This is a genomic window from Pararhizobium sp. LjRoot255, assembly GCF_964252905.1.
Lineage (GTDB): Bacteria > Pseudomonadota > Alphaproteobacteria > Rhizobiales > Rhizobiaceae > Pararhizobium.
Window position 1 is genome coordinate 1,336,559 of record NZ_CAXUPQ020000001.1, and the last position, 14,599, is coordinate 1,351,157.

Sequence of the window (14,599 nt, forward strand, 5' to 3'; positions counted from 1 at the left end):
GGCAGTGCATGCTGCGATGCAGCAAATCAAATAACTTTAAATTTTTTACAATAACGGCGACAGCTGTGCAGATAATGGTTGCGTGCAAATGGAAGCAGAAATTGACCTCAAAGGCATTCTAGGGTTGATACGCCGACAACTTTGGCTGATCTTATCCACAATTGCCGCTATACTCGTCCTGACAATTGTATTTACCTATTCGCTAACGCCAAAGTACACGGCGACATCCCTGGTTCTTGTCGACACAAGTACAAAAAATCTTCTTAATTCCGATAATATTCTTTCCAATCCCAACGCCGACAACTCGCGCGTCGAAAGCGAAGTCGGTATTCTCAAATCTGATCGTATCCTGCTCGACGTCGTCAGCGAAAACAACCTCGTCTCCGACAGCGAGTTCGGCATCGCGGTTTCGCTGAAAGACCGGGTCCTCAGCTGGTTGCGTATTCCGCTCCCGCCGGCCCCCACCGGCGAGGAGGCCCTGTCGCGCGTCCTGACCTCGTTCAAGTCGGCCATCACCGTCAGCCGCAGCGGCCTGACCTATCTGATCACGGTCGGCGTGATTTCCAAGGACCCGGCAAAGGCGGCGAAGCTCGCCAATTCGATGAGCGAAACCTATATCCGGGACCAGATCAACGCGAAGGTGTCTGCGACCCTTACCAAACGCGATACGATCCAGAAGCAGGCGGAGGCAGCCAACGCGGCAATCGTCGAAAACGAAAAGAACTTCGATTCCTATATTACCGGCAATATCGACCGCCTGGAGAAACAGCCCAATTCACTGGGGCTGACCACGCTTCGCACCGAACTTGAGAAAGTCAACCAGGATCGGGCGGGCGAGCTCAGCCGGATCGAATCGCTGCAGAAATCGCTGCAAGCACGGGATTTCTCGACGCTGGTGGCGCAGGTTGGATCGGACGCTCTCAACGAATTACAGCGCCAGCGCGAAGGCCTCGCAACGCGGATCGCCGCGGCCGGCGACAGCAGCACTGAGGCCATCAGCCTGCGCGAAGAACTCGCCAAGGTCGACAAATCGCTGGCCAATGCTGCATCTCAGGAAGTCAACAACCTGCAGCAGACGGTCAATGCCTACCAGCAGCAGGCAAACGAGGTACGCCAGAAGATGCGCAGCACGGTTCTGCAGAGCAACCTGCCGCCGGAAGTGCTGACCGAAATCTACAGCCTGCAGCAATCCTCCGAGATCGCCCGCAATCAGTACCAGACCCTTCTGTCCCGCCTGCAGGAGCTAGATGCGCAGGCTTCGCTGCAGCTGCCGGACAGCCGCGTGGTTTCAGCCGCGCTGACCCCGACCTTGCCGTCGTTCCCGAACGGCAAGGTGATCCTTGGCCTGTCGCTCATCGTGTCGATCGGCATCGGCATCGGTCTTGCCATCCTGCGCGAATATTTCATCGGCGGTTTCGTCAGCGAAAATCAGATCGAAGCCGTGCTGAAGGTGCCGCTCTCGGCCATCGCGCCGCGCCAGGCGAGCGGCGACGAGCATCACAAGCTGGCCAACCCGACCTCCAGCCTGGCAGACCTCATGGTGACGGCACCGCTCTCGCTCTTCAGCGAAAGTGTGCGGCGGCTTCGGCTGACGCTCGACCAGCAGGAAAGGAAGAATTCGGCGCCCAAGCGGCAGGAAAGCGACGGGGGTAAGATCATCATGGTCTCCTCCGCGCTTCCGGCGGAAGGAAAGTCGACGATGGCGCTGTCTCTTGCCCGCGCCTACGCCCTGACGGGCAAGCGGACACTGCTGATCGATTGCGACCTGCGCAAGCCGAGCGTCAACAGACATCTCAATCTAGAGCCGAACCACGATTTCATCGACTATCTGCGGCAGGATCGCAGCACGGCGACGCTGACCTCGCTGATCATGCGCGATCCGCTCTCCAACCTGACCGTGCTACTCGGCGGACGGCGCAGCGACATCGCCACGGACGAACTGGTGATGAGCGAGAAAATGGGCCGGATCCTCGCCAGTGCCCGCAAGCACTTTGATTACGTCATTCTCGACACGCCACCGGTCGAACCGGTCGTGGACGGGCTTTATCTCTCCCGTCATGCCGACATGGTCGTCTTCGTCATCAAATGGGCCAGCACGCCGCAATCGAGCGCCAAGCGGGCCGTCGCTGCGCTCAAGGAGAACAAGAACCCGGATGCCGGCATCGTCACCCTGCTCAACCAGCAGGACCGCACCAAGATGTCGGGCAACTACAGCTATTCCGGCTACTACACCGAATAGAAACCGGATATGTGCTGATCAATGGGGCGCGACGCGCCCCTTTTTATGCCTGGAAGCGGCAAAGCCATGCCGCACAGGGCTTGCCGCGCAAAAAATCGAAACCGGTAAAATTGTATCTTTCCACTTAAGCGAGCCGAAAAACGTCCTCGTGTATCGTCATGATACAGATGGACGAAACGGATGTGTTCCGCTTCGCAGCATGATGCGCCCTCCGCCTGAACCGAAATGATTTCGGTCCAACAAGAAGCCTTGGACAGAAGGCTACGGAAAAAAGGGACACGGATCATGTTCAAGAAAGCAGTCATCGCATTGGCGACCATCGCAGCTCTTGGCGCCACCAGCATGTCTTCGGCCTATGCCATCAATCTCGGCTCGGCGCGCGGCGCCGTGAAGGTGCACCGCCAGACATCGGTCGCGCCGATCGCATTTTCGCTTTACTGCCTCGATCATATCGAGGAATGCACCAAGAGCTCCAAGTCGCAGGTCGCTTATACCTCGAAGATCCGCGGGCTGCTGGCCTCGGTCAACCGTTCTGTCAACCGCAGCATCCGTCCACTGAACGAGCGCCGCGACGTCTGGTCGCTCAATCCGCGCTTCGGCGATTGCGATGACTACGTCATGACCAAACGCAGCCGTCTCATCGGTGCCGGCGTTCCCACCAGCGCGCTGCGCGTCGCCGTGGTACGCACACCGCGTGGCGAGGGTCACGCGATCCTGCTGGTCAAAACCTCCCACGGCGAATTTGCCCTCGACAACCTGCGCAACACGATCGTCAAGCGCAACCAGACCGGCTACCGCTTCCTCAGCGTCGCATCGGCCGATCCGACCCGCTGGTCGGCGAACTGAGCGCGTCAAAAGATGCAACGCGAATGGGAAGAGCGCTTGCTCTCCCCGTTCGCGTTTGCGGCTAAAGCAATCCGCGTGCGGCGAAATTGCGCATCAGCGCTGACGGACCGAATGTCCAGGGCGGGCATTCCGTCGACAGGCGCACGGTGTTGGTCAGCGAGCCGAGATGCGGGTTGGTGATCGTGACAACGTCGCCGAGCTTGTGGGTGAACCCCTGCCCCGGCGCATCGCGATCCTCGACGGGCGCAAACAGGGTGCCCATGAACAGCATGAAACCATCGGGATATTGATGGTGACGGCCGATCGTCTGGGAGACCAGATCGAGGGGATCGCGGCTGATTTCCCGCATCGTGCTTGATCCCCTCAGCACAAATCCGTCCAGGCCGCTGATCGTCAGCGACAGATCGGCATTGCGCACGTCGTCGATCGAATAGGTGGCATCGAACAGGCGGATGAACGGGCCGATGGCGGACGACGCATTGTTGTCCTTGGCCTTGCCCAGCAGCAGCGCCGAGCGGCCCTCGACATCACGCAGATTGACGTCATTGCCGAGGGTGGCGCCCTTGACGCGGCCCTGGCTGTCGACGGCCAGCACGATTTCCGGCTCCGGGTTGTTCCAACGGGAAATCGGGTGCAGGCCGACGGAGGCGCCCCAGCCGACCGACGCCAGAACCTGCGCCTTGGAAAAGACCTCGGCATCCGGACCAATGCCGACTTCGAGATATTGCGACCAGACGCCCTCCTCGATCAGCGCCGCCTTCACCTTCGCCGCCTCCGGCGAACCCGCCTTCAGGTCGCGCAGGCTATCGCCGATGATGGCAGTCACGCGCTCACGCATCTTTTGCGCCAGCGCCGGGTTTCCGGCCGCCTTTTCCTCGATGACGCGTTCGAGCATCGACCGGGCAAAGGTGACGCCGCAAGCCTTGACCGCCTGCAGGTCGCAGGGTGCCAGTAGATGCATGGCCGATAGATCACCGGCAGCCTCCACCGAGTTGCCCATGACGGCCTCCAACGACGCGAGATGCTCGCCCTCCTGCTGCAGGAGAAAGGCGACCGGATCATCCCGTTCGAGCAGGTCGCGCATCGTCGGCACTTCCTTCGAGGTGATGTCGTAGAGATCGCCGCCGCGCAACACCACCAAAGCCGGGCCGGCGACATTCGGCCTCCAGACGCGCCCAACGAATGTTCCCGTCTCAAAAATATCGTTTGTCGCCGCCATGCTGCCCTCCTCACTCAATGTCTGCTGCCGCAGGATAACTTGCGTCTAACCTGGGGCAAGGTGCGAAATGGAAAACAATATAAGCGCGTCGGAACGAATGTCGGGAATCCTGCGGAATGCCCCGATAATGTTCGGTGCGACAGGCGAACGCTGTATCTAACTTTACTGATTTTCTGATAGCACCTGAGATAGCGAATAAACGTGCCAGGCCAACCGTTGCATGGGCGGACACGAGAGGGGATGAGGGACATGAGCTATACGGAAACGACGACGACCTCCTGGTTTTCACGGCTGAAGAGCGGGCTGATCGGCCTTGTTCTCGGCCCGCTCCTGGTGCTCGGGATGATCTGGCTGCTGTCCTGGAACGAAGGTCGCTCCGTGCAGACCTATCGCGCGTTGGCTGAGGGTGCCGGCATTGTCGTTTCGGTCGATAGCGGCGCCATCGATCCGGCCAATGAAGGCAAGCTGGTGCATATAACCGGATCGGTGAAGCCCGATGGCACGCCCGAGGACCCGGCGCTTGGCGTTTCCGCCGAGGGGGCTGCCGGCCTCAACCGCAAGGTCGAGATGTATCAATGGGTCGAGGACAGCAAGAGCGAGACCCAGAAGACGCTTGGCGGTGGCGAGGAAACCGTCACCACCTACACCTATAAGAAAGAATGGCGCTCGCGCCGGGTGGATTCCTCCGATTTCAAACAGGCCGACCAGCACCAGAACCCCGACATGCCGATAGAGGGTGAGCGCTTCACCGTTGCGACCGCGACGCTCGGCGCGTTCACGGTCGACGGCAAGGCCGTTGCCAATCTCGGCACGGACAGCCCGGTCAAGCTCTCGCCAGATGTCATCGATCAGGTGACATCTGCCCTCGGGTCCGACAAGCCGGTCAAGGCCGACGGAACGACGATCTATGTCTCGCAGAACCGCCAGAGCCCGGCGATCGGCGATCTGCGCATCAGCTTCAGCCGCGAGGACATTTCAGAGGCGAGCTTCGTTGGCGCGCAGAAGGGCACGACGATTGCCGGATACAAAGCCTCCAATGGCCGTCACCTGTTCCTGAGCGCTGCCGGGAGCGTCGGCGCACCGGACATGTTCGAGGCGGCCCAGAGCGAGAACACGCTGATCACCTGGCTCATTCGCTTCATCGGCCTGCTCGGCATGTTCACCGGCTTCGTCATCATGCTGTCGATCCTCGGCATCATCGCCGACGTCATTCCCTTTGTCGGCTCGATCGTCGGCTTCGGCACATCGATCATCGCCGCTATCCTGACGCTGATCCTCGGGCCGCTGGTCATCGCCATCGCCTGGATCGCCTATCGGCCGGTGCTGGCGATCATCGTTATCGCTCTTGGCATCCTTTTGGCCACGGCGCTGATTTATCTCCGGCGCAAGAAGGCGGTCACTGCTCCAACGGCATCAACCGCCACTTTCGGGCGGACCTGACACGGACTGCGCGCCCCGGACCGGGCGCGCCTCCCCTTGCGTCGTTTTGGCAAAACAGCAATTGTTGCGATGCGCGCCGTTCGGCAAATCGACCGCCGGACGTTTGCGTTTGAACGTCGTTCTCTCTAGCCTGCAGTCCCCTCAACGCAGCGGATGACAGGCACCGGATGTTTCTCGTTTCGAAAGTCTTCTGGCTGTTGGCGCAGCCGCTCTCGCTGATCTTCCTGCTTTTGATCCTGAGTTATGTTTTCGGTGGCGTGGGTCTCCAACGACTACGCAGGCTCTTTTCCGGGCTTGCCGCGACGCTGTTGTTTTTGACGCTGTTCACCACTTGTGGTGCGGTGATGCTGCAGGTGCTGGAGAACCGCATTGTCCGGTCCGCAAGCCTGCCCGCCGATCTCTCCTGCATCATCATCCTGGGTGGCGCTTTCGAGAACGAGGTGATCGCCGGGCGTGGCGGCATGGAATTCAATCAGGCGGCCGACCGTTTCGTCGCGGGGCTGAAGCTGGCGCAGGCCTATCCTGCGGCGAAAATCCTGGTCTCGGGCGGCGACGGTTCGTTCAGCGGCAAATATCAGGGCGACGCCGAGACCTCCATGGCCTTCTTTTCCACTTTCGGCATTGCACCGGACCGGATCATTCAAGAGAGCCAGTCGCGAACCACTTTCGAGAATGCCGACAACACCAGGGCGCTGCTCGAGAAAAACGGACTTTCGAATTGCGTCCTGATCACCTCGGCGTTCCACATGCCGCGGTCGGTGGGCCTGTTTCGCAAGCTCGGCATTCCAGTCACGCCCTGGCCGGTGGATTATCGCACGAGCGGGCAGCTTTCCCTTGGCCCGGATTTCAGCCAGCCGTCGCTGAATGCGCAATTGACGACGACTGCGATGCGCGAATGGACCGGACTGATCGCCTATTACCTCAGCGGCAGAACGCATGTGCTTTTGCCGCGATAATGGATGCCGTTGACGCGACATCCCCGTTGTGGTCCTTCTCGGTCTTCTGGCGGGGGGAAACATGCCGATCCTGGAAATTCTCGACTATGCCGGGGTCGCGGTTTTTGCGGCGACCGGGGCGCTTTCCGCTTCGCGCAAGCAGCTCGACATCATCGGCTATATCTTTCTCGCCTCCGTGACCGGCATCGGCGGCGGCACGCTGCGCGATGTTATTCTCGGTGCTACGCCCGTCTTCTGGGTCACAAATCCCATCTATCTGGTCGTCTGCGGCTGCGCCGGTCTCCTGGTCTTCTTTTCCGCCCACATGATGGAATCGCGCTATAAATTCCTGGTCTGGCTCGATGCCATTGGGCTTTCGGCCTATTGCGTGATGGGGGCGGCCAAGGGGCTATCGGCGACCGGATCGCCAATCGTGGCACTGGTCACCGGCATGCTGACGGCGACCTTCGGCGGCATCCTGCGCGATCTGCTCGCGGGCGAACCATCGGTGCTGCTGCGCCCGGAGATCTACGTGACGGCCGCGCTTGCCGGCTCCGGCGTCTTTACCACCGCAACCTATTTCGGCGCATCGCTGCTCCTCGCGTCGAGCCTAGGCGTCCTGACGGCCTTTGCGGTGCGGGGCGGGGCCTTGAAATACGGATGGACCTTGCCGATCGGCGATCCCCGCCCCGGTCGCCATCCGGACGATGTCATGTAGGATAGAACTCAGTCGCGCTTGCGGCGAAGGCGGATCACGACGTCGACATGGGCGATTTCCATGCCTTCCGGCGGCGTGGGCAGGTTGTCGATCGTGATGCTGTTGACCGGGATGTCGAGCACTTCGTTGTGGCCCTCGACGAAGAAATGGTGATGATCGGATACGTTGGTGTCGAAATAGGTCTTGGCGCTCTCGACGGCGAGAACGCGGATCATGCCCGCCTCGGTGAACTGGTGCAGGGTGTTGTAAACCGTCGCCAGCGATACCGGAACACCCGCGGCTACGGCTTCCTCATGCAGTTCTTCCACCGTCAGATGACGGTCGCCCTTGGCAAAGATCAGGTCTGCAAGCGCCACGCGCTGACGCGTCGGCCTGAGGCCGGAGCCGCGCAGGCGTTCTTCCGAACGGATCTCGATGGCAGTCGTCATACGGACGGGTCCAGATTTTCGAAGCTATTGCATAACACATTCCCTGTGCCGATATAACTTTTGCTGCGAATGCTTTCAATAGTAAGCAAGGGGTCCAAGCCGGCCAAGCCATGAAAAACAGCCTGAATCTTGGGGCAAAGGCCAATTATCTCTGGCTGTTGCAGTCCCCATCATGTATGCGACGGCGGAAATAGACCTTATGCTTGACCGGGCAGGGAGGCGCGACACAACTGGGAACCGTCATGCCGACGCTTCAAATTGTGCCTGTCTTGCTCTAAACCAAGTCAACGAAAAACTGATGCAGCGGGGAAACGACAGTTCATGACGACCAGACAATCCAGCTTCAACTATGAAGAGATCCTGACCTGCGGTCGTGGCGAACTGTTTGGCCCGGGCAATGCCCAGCTTCCCCTGCCGCCGATGCTGATGGTTCACCGCATCACGGACATCTCCGAAACCGGAGGTCTGTTCGACAAGGGTTATATCCGCGCCGAGTACGACGTCCGTCCCGATGATTGGTATTTTCCCTGCCATTTCCAAGGCAATCCGATCATGCCGGGCTGCCTTGGCCTTGATGGCATGTGGCAGCTGACGGGCTTCTTCCTCGGCTGGCTTGGCGAGCAAGGTCGCGGCATGGCGCTTTCCACCGGTGAAGTGAAGTTCAAGGGCATGGTCCGTCCGGATACCAAGCTCATCGAGTATGGCATCGACTTCAAGCGAGTCATGCGTGGCCGCCTTGTCCTTGGCACGGCCGATGGCTGGCTAAAGGCCGACGGAGAGACCATATACCAGGCAAGCGACCTTCGCGTCGGTCTTTCGAAGGAAAAGGCTGCCTGAACCGCGGCCACGCCGCACTCAGAGACAAATAAGAAGAGGTCATCGACATGAGACGGGTTGTTGTCACGGGTCTGGGCATTGTTTCCTCGATCGGGAACGATGCGCAGGAGGTCACCGCGTCGCTGCGCGAGGCAAAATCGGGCATTTCGTTTTCGAACGATTTCGCCGAACACGGCTTCAAATGCCAGGTCTGGGGGGCGCCCAATATCGACACGACCGATCTGGTCGACCGCCGCGCCGCCCGTTTCCTTTCACAGGGCGGCACGTGGAACCACGTTGCCATGAAACAGGCGATCGCCGACTCTGGCCTCGAAGACAAGGATGTCGGCGGCAACGAGCGCACCGGTATCATCATGGGTTCGGGCGGTCCCTCGACCCGCACGCTGATCGATGCAGCGGAAATTACCCTGAAGAACAATTCGCCCAAGCGCATCGGCCCGTTTGCAGTGCCGAAGGCGATGTCGTCGACGGCATCCGCGACGCTTGCCACCTGGTTCAAGATCTACGGCGTCAACTATTCGATCTCGTCGGCCTGCTCGACCTCGGCGCACTGCATCGGCAATGCGGCCGAAATGATCCAGTGGGGCAAGCAGGACGTGATGTTCGCCGGCGGCCATGAAGACCTCGACTGGACCATGTCGAACCTGTTCGACGCCATGGGCGCGATGTCCTCCAAGTACAACGACACGCCCTCCTCCGCCTCGCGCGCCTATGACGTTTCCCGCGACGGCTTCGTCATCGCCGGTGGCGCCGGCGTTCTGGTTCTGGAAGAATTGGAGCACGCCAAGGCCCGCGGCGCCAAGATCTACGCCGAGATCACCGGCTACGGCGCAACCTCCGACGGTTACGACATGGTGGCCCCGTCCGGCGAAGGCGCTGTCCGCTGCATGCGCCAGGCGCTCGCCACGGTGAAGGGCGAGGTCGACTACGTCAACACCCACGGCACCTCGACGCCGGTGGGCGACTCGAAGGAGATCGGTGCTATCCGCGAAGTCTTCGGAAACAAGATCCCGCATATCCAGTCGACCAAGTCGCTGACCGGCCACTCGCTGGGTGCTGCCGGCGTGCAGGAATCGATCTATTCGTTGCTGATGATGCAGGCCGGTTTCATCGGCGAAAGCGCTCACATCACCGAGCTCGATCCGGAATTCGACGGCGTGCCGATCGTGCGTAAGCGCATCGACAACGCCAAAATCGATATTGCGCTTTCCAACTCCTTCGGCTTTGGCGGCACCAACGCAACGCTCGTTTTCCAGCGCTACAACGGATAAAACCATGACCGGTCTCATGAACGGAAAACGCGGCCTCATCATGGGTGTTGCGAACAGCCACTCGATCGCCTGGGGCATCGCGCAGGCCTTGGCGGCGCAGGGTGCAGAACTCGCCTTCACCTATCAGGGCGAAGCGCTTGGCAAGCGGGTCAAGCCGCTGGCAGCTGAACTGAACTCCGAGTTCCTGCTTCCCTGTGACGTCGAGGATATCGCTTCCGTCGACGCCGTCAGCGACGCGCTGAAGGAAAAATGGGGCACGCTCGACTTCATCGTCCATGCCATCGGCTTTTCCGACAAGAATGAGCTCAAGGGTCTCTACGCCGATACGACGCGCGACAATTTCAGCCGCACGATGGTCATCTCCTGCTTCTCCTTCACCGAGATCGCCAGGCGCGCTGCCGAACTGATGACCGATGGCGGCGCGATGCTGACGCTGACCTATGGCGGCTCCGTGCGCGTCATGCCGAACTACAACGTCATGGGCGTCGCCAAGGCGGCGCTTGAAGCATCGGTGCGCTATCTCGCAGCCGACTATGGCGCGCGCGGTATCCGGGTCAACGCCATCTCGGCCGGCCCCATCCGCACACTCGCCGGCGCCGGGATTTCCGATGCCCGCGCCATGCTCTCCTGGCAGCAGAAGAACTCGCCGATGCGCCGCACCGTGACGATCGAGGATGTCGGCAACTCGGCGCTCTACCTGCTGTCCGACCTGTCGCGCGGCGTGACTGGCGAAATCCACTATGTCGATTCCGGTTACAACATCACCTCGATGCCGGCGCTGGACACCTTGCGCAGGGCAGACACGGAGTAATCTCCGGGCTGCCCGCCTGGGCGCACGCGGTTCGCAGACGGCGCGCGCCTCTGCCCTCTTGAATTTTGCCCGATTCCTTGCCAGTTCAGAGCGCGCAAGAATTCCGCAATATAAGATGAGGCATGACAAGCATGAGCAACGCTCAAGAAAAACCCGTCGAAAACCATGTTTTTGAGGCCGATGTCGCGCGCCTGCTGCATCTCATGGTGCATTCCGTCTATTCCGACAAGGATGTATTCCTGCGGGAGCTGATATCCAACGCCGCCGATGCCTGCGAAAAGCTGCGCTACGAGGCGATCGCCGCGCCCGAACTTCTGTCCGACGATCCGGCGTCGCGCATTACGCTGACGCTGGACGTGGACAAAAACACAGTGACCTTGGAAGACAATGGCATCGGCATGAACCGCGACGACATGGTCGAGGCGCTAGGCACGATTGCCCGATCCGGCACCCGCGCCTTCATGGAGCGCGTCGAGGCGGCAAAGGCCGGCGACGGCGCCCAGCTGATCGGCCAGTTCGGCGTCGGCTTCTATTCCGCCTTCATGGTCGCGGACAAGGTCGATGTCGTCTCGCGCCGTGCGGGCAGCGCCCATGCCTGGCTCTGGTCGTCCGACGGCAAGGGCAGCTACACGGTGGCCGAGGCTGATCTGGCCGAGGCGCCGGCGCGCGGCACCCGCATCACGCTGCATCTGATGGACGACGCCAAGAGCTATACCTCGAAATGGAGCGTCTCGCGGATCGTCAAGGACCAGTCCGGCCACGTCCCGGTGCCGATCGACCTCATCGAGAAGCCGGGCGCGGAAGCCGAACGCATCGGCGATGGCTCCGCTTTGTGGACCAAATCCAGGAACGAGATCACCAAGGAGGAATATGCCGATTTCTACCGAGGTGTTTCCGGACACTATGACGAGCCGGCGCTGACCGTGCATTTCCGCGCCGAAGGGCGGCATGAATATACCGGCCTTGCCTTCGTGCCGGAATCGAAGCCCCTCGACCTGTTCGATCCCGAGGGCAAGGGCCGGATGAAGCTCTACGTCAAGCGCGTGTTCATCACCGACGACGCCGCGCTTCTGCCGCGCTACCTGCGTTTCGTGCGCGGCCTCGTCGACACCGCCGACCTGCCGCTCAACGTCTCGCGCGAAATGATCCAGGAAAGCCCGATCCTCGCGGCGATCCGCAAGGGGCTGACCAATCGCGTGCTGACCGCGATCGAGAAGCTTCAGGAGAGGGACGAGACTGCTTTTGCCAAGCTCTGGGAGGCCTTCGGCAGCGTGCTGAAGGAAGGTATCTATGACGATTTCGAGCGCCGCTCGCAGCTTCTTGTGCTATCGCGCTTTCGCAGCACAGCCTCGGACGAAGCGACGCGGTCGCTCGCCGACTACGTCAGGGGCATGAAGGATGCGCAGGCGGCGATCTACTATCTGGCAGGCGACAATCTCGACCGCCTGAAGGCTTCGCCGCAGCTCGAAGGTTTTCGTGCCCGCGGTATCGAGGTGCTGCTTCTGACGGATTCCGTCGACAGCTTCTGGGTGACGGCCGCTCCGGACTTCGACGGAAAACCGTTCAAGTCGATCACCCAAGGCGCCGCTGATCTCGCCCAGGTGCCGAAGACGGAGGGCGGGGCTTCGACGACACCGGAGGCGACGCAGGCCGTCAGCGACTTCATCGCCTTCGCCAAATCGGCGCTGGGCGAGGCGGTATCGGATGTGCGGGCTTCCGACCGGCTGACGGAAAGCGCCGTCTGCCTGGTCGCGCCGGAACAGGCTTATGACCGTCAGCTGGAAAAGATGCTGCAAGGCGCCGGCAGGCTGGAGGCGATTGCCAAGCCGATCCTCGAGATCAATCCCGGCCACGGGCTGATCGCAGCACTGGCTTCAGGCACCAGCGACGAATTCCGCACCGACGCCGTCCAGCTTCTGCTCGACCAGGCCCGCGTTCTCGACGGCGACAAGCCGCAGGACCCCCGCGCCTTCGCCGAGCGGCTTTCGCGGCTGTTTGAGCGGGCTTTAAGGGGCTGAGATTCACCGTGTGTCTTGGCGCCAGATTGTGATGTCGAGTTCGATTGAAGCCAAGGATCACCGCTTGAGCCTGGCCGCCCCCTCTGTCACTTCGTGACATCTCCCCCTCGAGGGGGGAGATTATTCTTTTTCACGCTATCGCTTCTTTCAGATTAAGTTCTGAAGAGGAGCATCGATGTGCGTTGCCGATTTCCCCCCTTGAGGGGGAGATGTCACGAATGCGCGCCCCCTACATCGAAGACAGCACCCGGATCGTGCGCGCACGTTACCTTCGAAAAAGGTATGCTGGACGCCATCGACACGGCCGCGCGCGAACGCGGCCTGACGCGATCCGCTTTCCTTGCCAGTTGCGCGCGTAAGGAAATCGAAGCCGCCTGAGACCTCAGGCCACCCACCAGACGACAAGCAGTATCGCCAGAACCGCGACTGCGAAGATGCCGAACATCGTCATCTGCTTGCGCGCCTGATCTAGGCTTTCCGGGTCGACCGGCCGGCGGGCGGTCTGGAACGCCAGGGGCACTTCGGAGGTGGGTTCCCTGCCTTCACCGCTCTTGATATCCTTTGCAATCACTTCCGCGACATCTTCCGTGATGGGCGGGCGGGCAGGTCCAAATCCCATTGTTTGCTCCATCGCGCGCGGCGCGTCCGGTCGGACGCGCAAGGGGGCGCGGCGGAAAAAATCGTGAACCTTTTTCAGGGTCAACGCAACTGCAAAGTGCAGCCGCGAAGCGGCATGGGCATGCCTTCTCTTGAGGTTCAGCGCTTGCCCCAGAGCACCTTGAAGCGGGCGTTGCGGCAGGTTTCACCCCATTCCTTGAAGGTCTCAGCCATCACCGGCTCGTAAGGCAGGCCACGATTGGCAACCAGCATCAGCCTTCCGCCGATCTTCAGCGCCTTGGCCGCAGCCTTGATCATCGCGATGCCAAGCGCCGGATCGGCGGCCTGGGTCTCGTGGAACGGCGGGTTCATGACGATCAGGTCGTATTTGTCGCGCGTTTCCTCGGAGGTGAGGTCGTGCCAATAGAAGCGGGTCGGCACGTTCGGGGCATTGGCCTTGAGGTTTGCGCGTGCGGCTTCCAGCGCGTGATAATCGGCTTCGAAGAGATCGATGCCCTTCAGGCTCGGCGATTTTTCCGCCAACATCACCGACAGATAGCCCCAGCCGGCGCCGAAATCGGCGGCGTGACCCTTGAAGTCGTCGGGCAGGCGCGAGGCCAGCAATTCCGAACCGGCATCGATCCGCTCATGCGAGAACATGCCCGGCGCCGCATCGAAGCGGCCTTCGATACGCGCCGGCTTCCTGGCAAATTTCTCAATCACGTCGCCCGCATCTTCGGGGCGGCCGAACCAGAAGGCGATGCCGTGATATTTCGGCAGGCTGTCGCCGCCCCAGCCGAGCTGGGCGACGCGCTTGCGCAACGACTGGATGCCGTCTTCCTTGCCACCGGCAACGACGATCAGGCCGCCGACCTTGGTGCGCTTCAGCGCTTCGGCGATCCGGTCCTCATTCTCGCCCTTGTGCTTGCCGCAGAGGATGAGCGCGGCATCATAGTCCTCGCCCTCGACGAACGGCGTCACCGGCGTCTTGGCGGCTTCCAGAGCCTTGTAGAGCGGCCTTGAGCCCTGCACGGCCGCAATCGAGCCTGCAAACTCCGCCGGCAGCCGGTAGCCAGCCTCGGCGCCGAGGAACAGCACGCGCTCGCCTTCGCCGGGCGCGGGAACAACGCCGGTCTCGAAGGGATGGAAAAGGGTTTTCAGCGCGTCGCGGCTCATGGTGGAACATCCTAGCGGGATCATAAGAAAGGGCGCGGAACGATCCGCTCCGCGCCCGTGGCAG

At 61.1% G+C, this 14,599-nt stretch carries 13 protein-coding genes and 1 pseudogene; 10 read left to right on the forward strand and 4 right to left on the reverse strand.

Annotation, left to right across the window (positions count from 1 at the left end):
• Positions 1–88: 88 nt before the first annotated feature.
• Both ACSQ2W_RS06665 and ACSQ2W_RS06670 read left to right on the forward strand, forming a co-directional pair.
• Positions 89–2,239, forward strand: a complete 2,151-nt coding sequence (locus tag ACSQ2W_RS06665; RefSeq protein WP_436085551.1) for a GumC family protein — start codon at positions 89–91, stop codon at positions 2,237–2,239.
• Positions 2,240–2,524: 285 nt separating this feature from the next.
• Positions 2,525–3,085 carry a transglutaminase-like cysteine peptidase gene (locus tag ACSQ2W_RS06670; protein WP_436085552.1) on the forward strand — a complete coding sequence of 187 codons (561 nt, stop codon included), beginning with the start codon at positions 2,525–2,527 and terminating at the stop codon, positions 3,083–3,085.
• Positions 3,086–3,146: 61 nt separating this feature from the next.
• On the opposite strand, the gene ACSQ2W_RS06675 is transcribed toward ACSQ2W_RS06670, so the two are convergent.
• Positions 3,147–4,304 carry a fumarylacetoacetate hydrolase family protein gene (locus ACSQ2W_RS06675; protein ID WP_436085553.1) on the reverse strand — a complete coding sequence of 386 codons (1,158 nt, stop codon included), beginning with the start codon at positions 4,302–4,304 and terminating at the stop codon, positions 3,147–3,149.
• Positions 4,305–4,553: 249 nt separating this feature from the next.
• On the opposite strand from ACSQ2W_RS06675, the gene ACSQ2W_RS06680 reads away from it, so the two are divergent.
• The 3 genes from ACSQ2W_RS06680 to ACSQ2W_RS06690 all read left to right on the forward strand — a co-directional run bounded on the left by ACSQ2W_RS06680 (position 4,554) and on the right by ACSQ2W_RS06690 (position 7,397).
• Complete coding sequence (locus tag ACSQ2W_RS06680; protein ID WP_436085554.1) at positions 4,554–5,744, forward strand: TMEM43 family protein; 1,191 nt, start codon at positions 4,554–4,556, stop codon at positions 5,742–5,744.
• A 167-nt stretch (positions 5,745–5,911) separates the two neighbouring features.
• Positions 5,912–6,700: a YdcF family protein gene (locus ACSQ2W_RS06685; protein ID WP_436085555.1), complete on the forward strand. Its 789-nt coding sequence runs from the start codon at positions 5,912–5,914 to the stop codon at positions 6,698–6,700.
• Between the two features lie 61 nt (positions 6,701–6,761).
• A complete protein-coding gene (locus tag ACSQ2W_RS06690; RefSeq protein WP_436085556.1) occupies positions 6,762–7,397 on the forward strand; it encodes a trimeric intracellular cation channel family protein in 636 nt (211 codons plus the stop codon).
• Positions 7,398–7,405: 8 nt separating this feature from the next.
• Here the strand turns inward: ACSQ2W_RS06690 and irrA are convergent, their stop codons facing one another.
• The gene (irrA, locus tag ACSQ2W_RS06695; protein ID WP_436085557.1) at positions 7,406–7,825 is read right to left on the reverse strand and encodes an iron response transcriptional regulator IrrA; all 420 of its coding nucleotides are present in this window, start codon (positions 7,823–7,825) and stop codon (positions 7,406–7,408) included.
• Positions 7,826–8,146: 321 nt separating this feature from the next.
• Here irrA and fabA point away from each other — a divergent pair, with 321 nt between their 5' ends.
• From fabA to ACSQ2W_RS06720, 5 genes and pseudogenes are all read left to right on the forward strand, one after another.
• Positions 8,147–8,662 (forward strand): 3-hydroxyacyl-[acyl-carrier-protein] dehydratase FabA, encoded by a 516-nt coding sequence (gene fabA / locus ACSQ2W_RS06700; RefSeq protein ID WP_436085558.1) that lies wholly within the window; start codon positions 8,147–8,149, stop codon positions 8,660–8,662.
• Positions 8,663–8,709: 47 nt separating this feature from the next.
• Positions 8,710–9,933: a beta-ketoacyl-ACP synthase I gene (fabB, locus tag ACSQ2W_RS06705; protein ID WP_436085559.1), complete on the forward strand. Its 1,224-nt coding sequence runs from the start codon at positions 8,710–8,712 to the stop codon at positions 9,931–9,933.
• A 4-nt stretch (positions 9,934–9,937) separates the two neighbouring features.
• Positions 9,938–10,744 (forward strand): enoyl-ACP reductase FabI, encoded by an 807-nt coding sequence (gene fabI, locus ACSQ2W_RS06710; protein ID WP_436085560.1) that lies wholly within the window; start codon positions 9,938–9,940, stop codon positions 10,742–10,744.
• 131 nt (positions 10,745–10,875) lie between these two features.
• Positions 10,876–12,762, forward strand: coding sequence for a molecular chaperone HtpG (gene htpG / locus ACSQ2W_RS06715; RefSeq protein WP_436085561.1), 1,887 nt, complete (start codon positions 10,876–10,878; stop codon positions 12,760–12,762).
• Positions 12,763–12,983: 221 nt separating this feature from the next.
• A pseudogene (locus tag ACSQ2W_RS06720) lies at positions 12,984–13,140 on the forward strand (type II toxin-antitoxin system HicB family antitoxin); the annotation flags it as partial.
• Positions 13,141–13,144: 4 nt separating this feature from the next.
• Here ACSQ2W_RS06720 and ACSQ2W_RS06725 read toward each other — a convergent pair.
• Complete coding sequence (locus tag ACSQ2W_RS06725; protein ID WP_436085562.1) at positions 13,145–13,381, reverse strand: hypothetical protein; 237 nt, start codon at positions 13,379–13,381, stop codon at positions 13,145–13,147.
• 137 nt (positions 13,382–13,518) lie between these two features.
• Complete coding sequence (locus ACSQ2W_RS06730) at positions 13,519–14,535, reverse strand: class I SAM-dependent methyltransferase (RefSeq protein ID WP_436085563.1); 1,017 nt, start codon at positions 14,533–14,535, stop codon at positions 13,519–13,521.
• Positions 14,536–14,599: the final 64 nt, after the last annotated feature.

Bases quoted from the DNA above. Each gene is read 5' to 3' on its own strand.
- ACSQ2W_RS06665 (WP_436085551.1), top strand. From the start codon at position 89: ATGGAAGCAGAAATTGACCTCAAAGGCATTCTAGGGTTGATACGCCGA.
- ACSQ2W_RS06670 (WP_436085552.1), top strand. From the start codon at position 2,525: ATGTTCAAGAAAGCAGTCATCGCATTGGCGACCATCGCAGCTCTTGGC.
- ACSQ2W_RS06675 (WP_436085553.1), bottom strand. From the start codon at position 4,304: ATGGCGGCGACAAACGATATTTTTGAGACGGGAACATTCGTTGGGCGC.
- ACSQ2W_RS06680 (WP_436085554.1), top strand. From the start codon at position 4,554: ATGAGCTATACGGAAACGACGACGACCTCCTGGTTTTCACGGCTGAAG.
- ACSQ2W_RS06685 (WP_436085555.1), top strand. From the start codon at position 5,912: ATGTTTCTCGTTTCGAAAGTCTTCTGGCTGTTGGCGCAGCCGCTCTCG.
- ACSQ2W_RS06690 (WP_436085556.1), top strand. From the start codon at position 6,762: ATGCCGATCCTGGAAATTCTCGACTATGCCGGGGTCGCGGTTTTTGCG.
- irrA (WP_436085557.1), bottom strand. From the start codon at position 7,825: ATGACGACTGCCATCGAGATCCGTTCGGAAGAACGCCTGCGCGGCTCC.
- fabA (WP_436085558.1), top strand. From the start codon at position 8,147: ATGACGACCAGACAATCCAGCTTCAACTATGAAGAGATCCTGACCTGC.
- fabB (WP_436085559.1), top strand. From the start codon at position 8,710: ATGAGACGGGTTGTTGTCACGGGTCTGGGCATTGTTTCCTCGATCGGG.
- fabI (WP_436085560.1), top strand. From the start codon at position 9,938: ATGACCGGTCTCATGAACGGAAAACGCGGCCTCATCATGGGTGTTGCG.
- htpG (WP_436085561.1), top strand. From the start codon at position 10,876: ATGAGCAACGCTCAAGAAAAACCCGTCGAAAACCATGTTTTTGAGGCC.
- ACSQ2W_RS06725 (WP_436085562.1), bottom strand. From the start codon at position 13,381: ATGGGATTTGGACCTGCCCGCCCGCCCATCACGGAAGATGTCGCGGAA.
- ACSQ2W_RS06730 (WP_436085563.1), bottom strand. From the start codon at position 14,535: ATGAGCCGCGACGCGCTGAAAACCCTTTTCCATCCCTTCGAGACCGGC.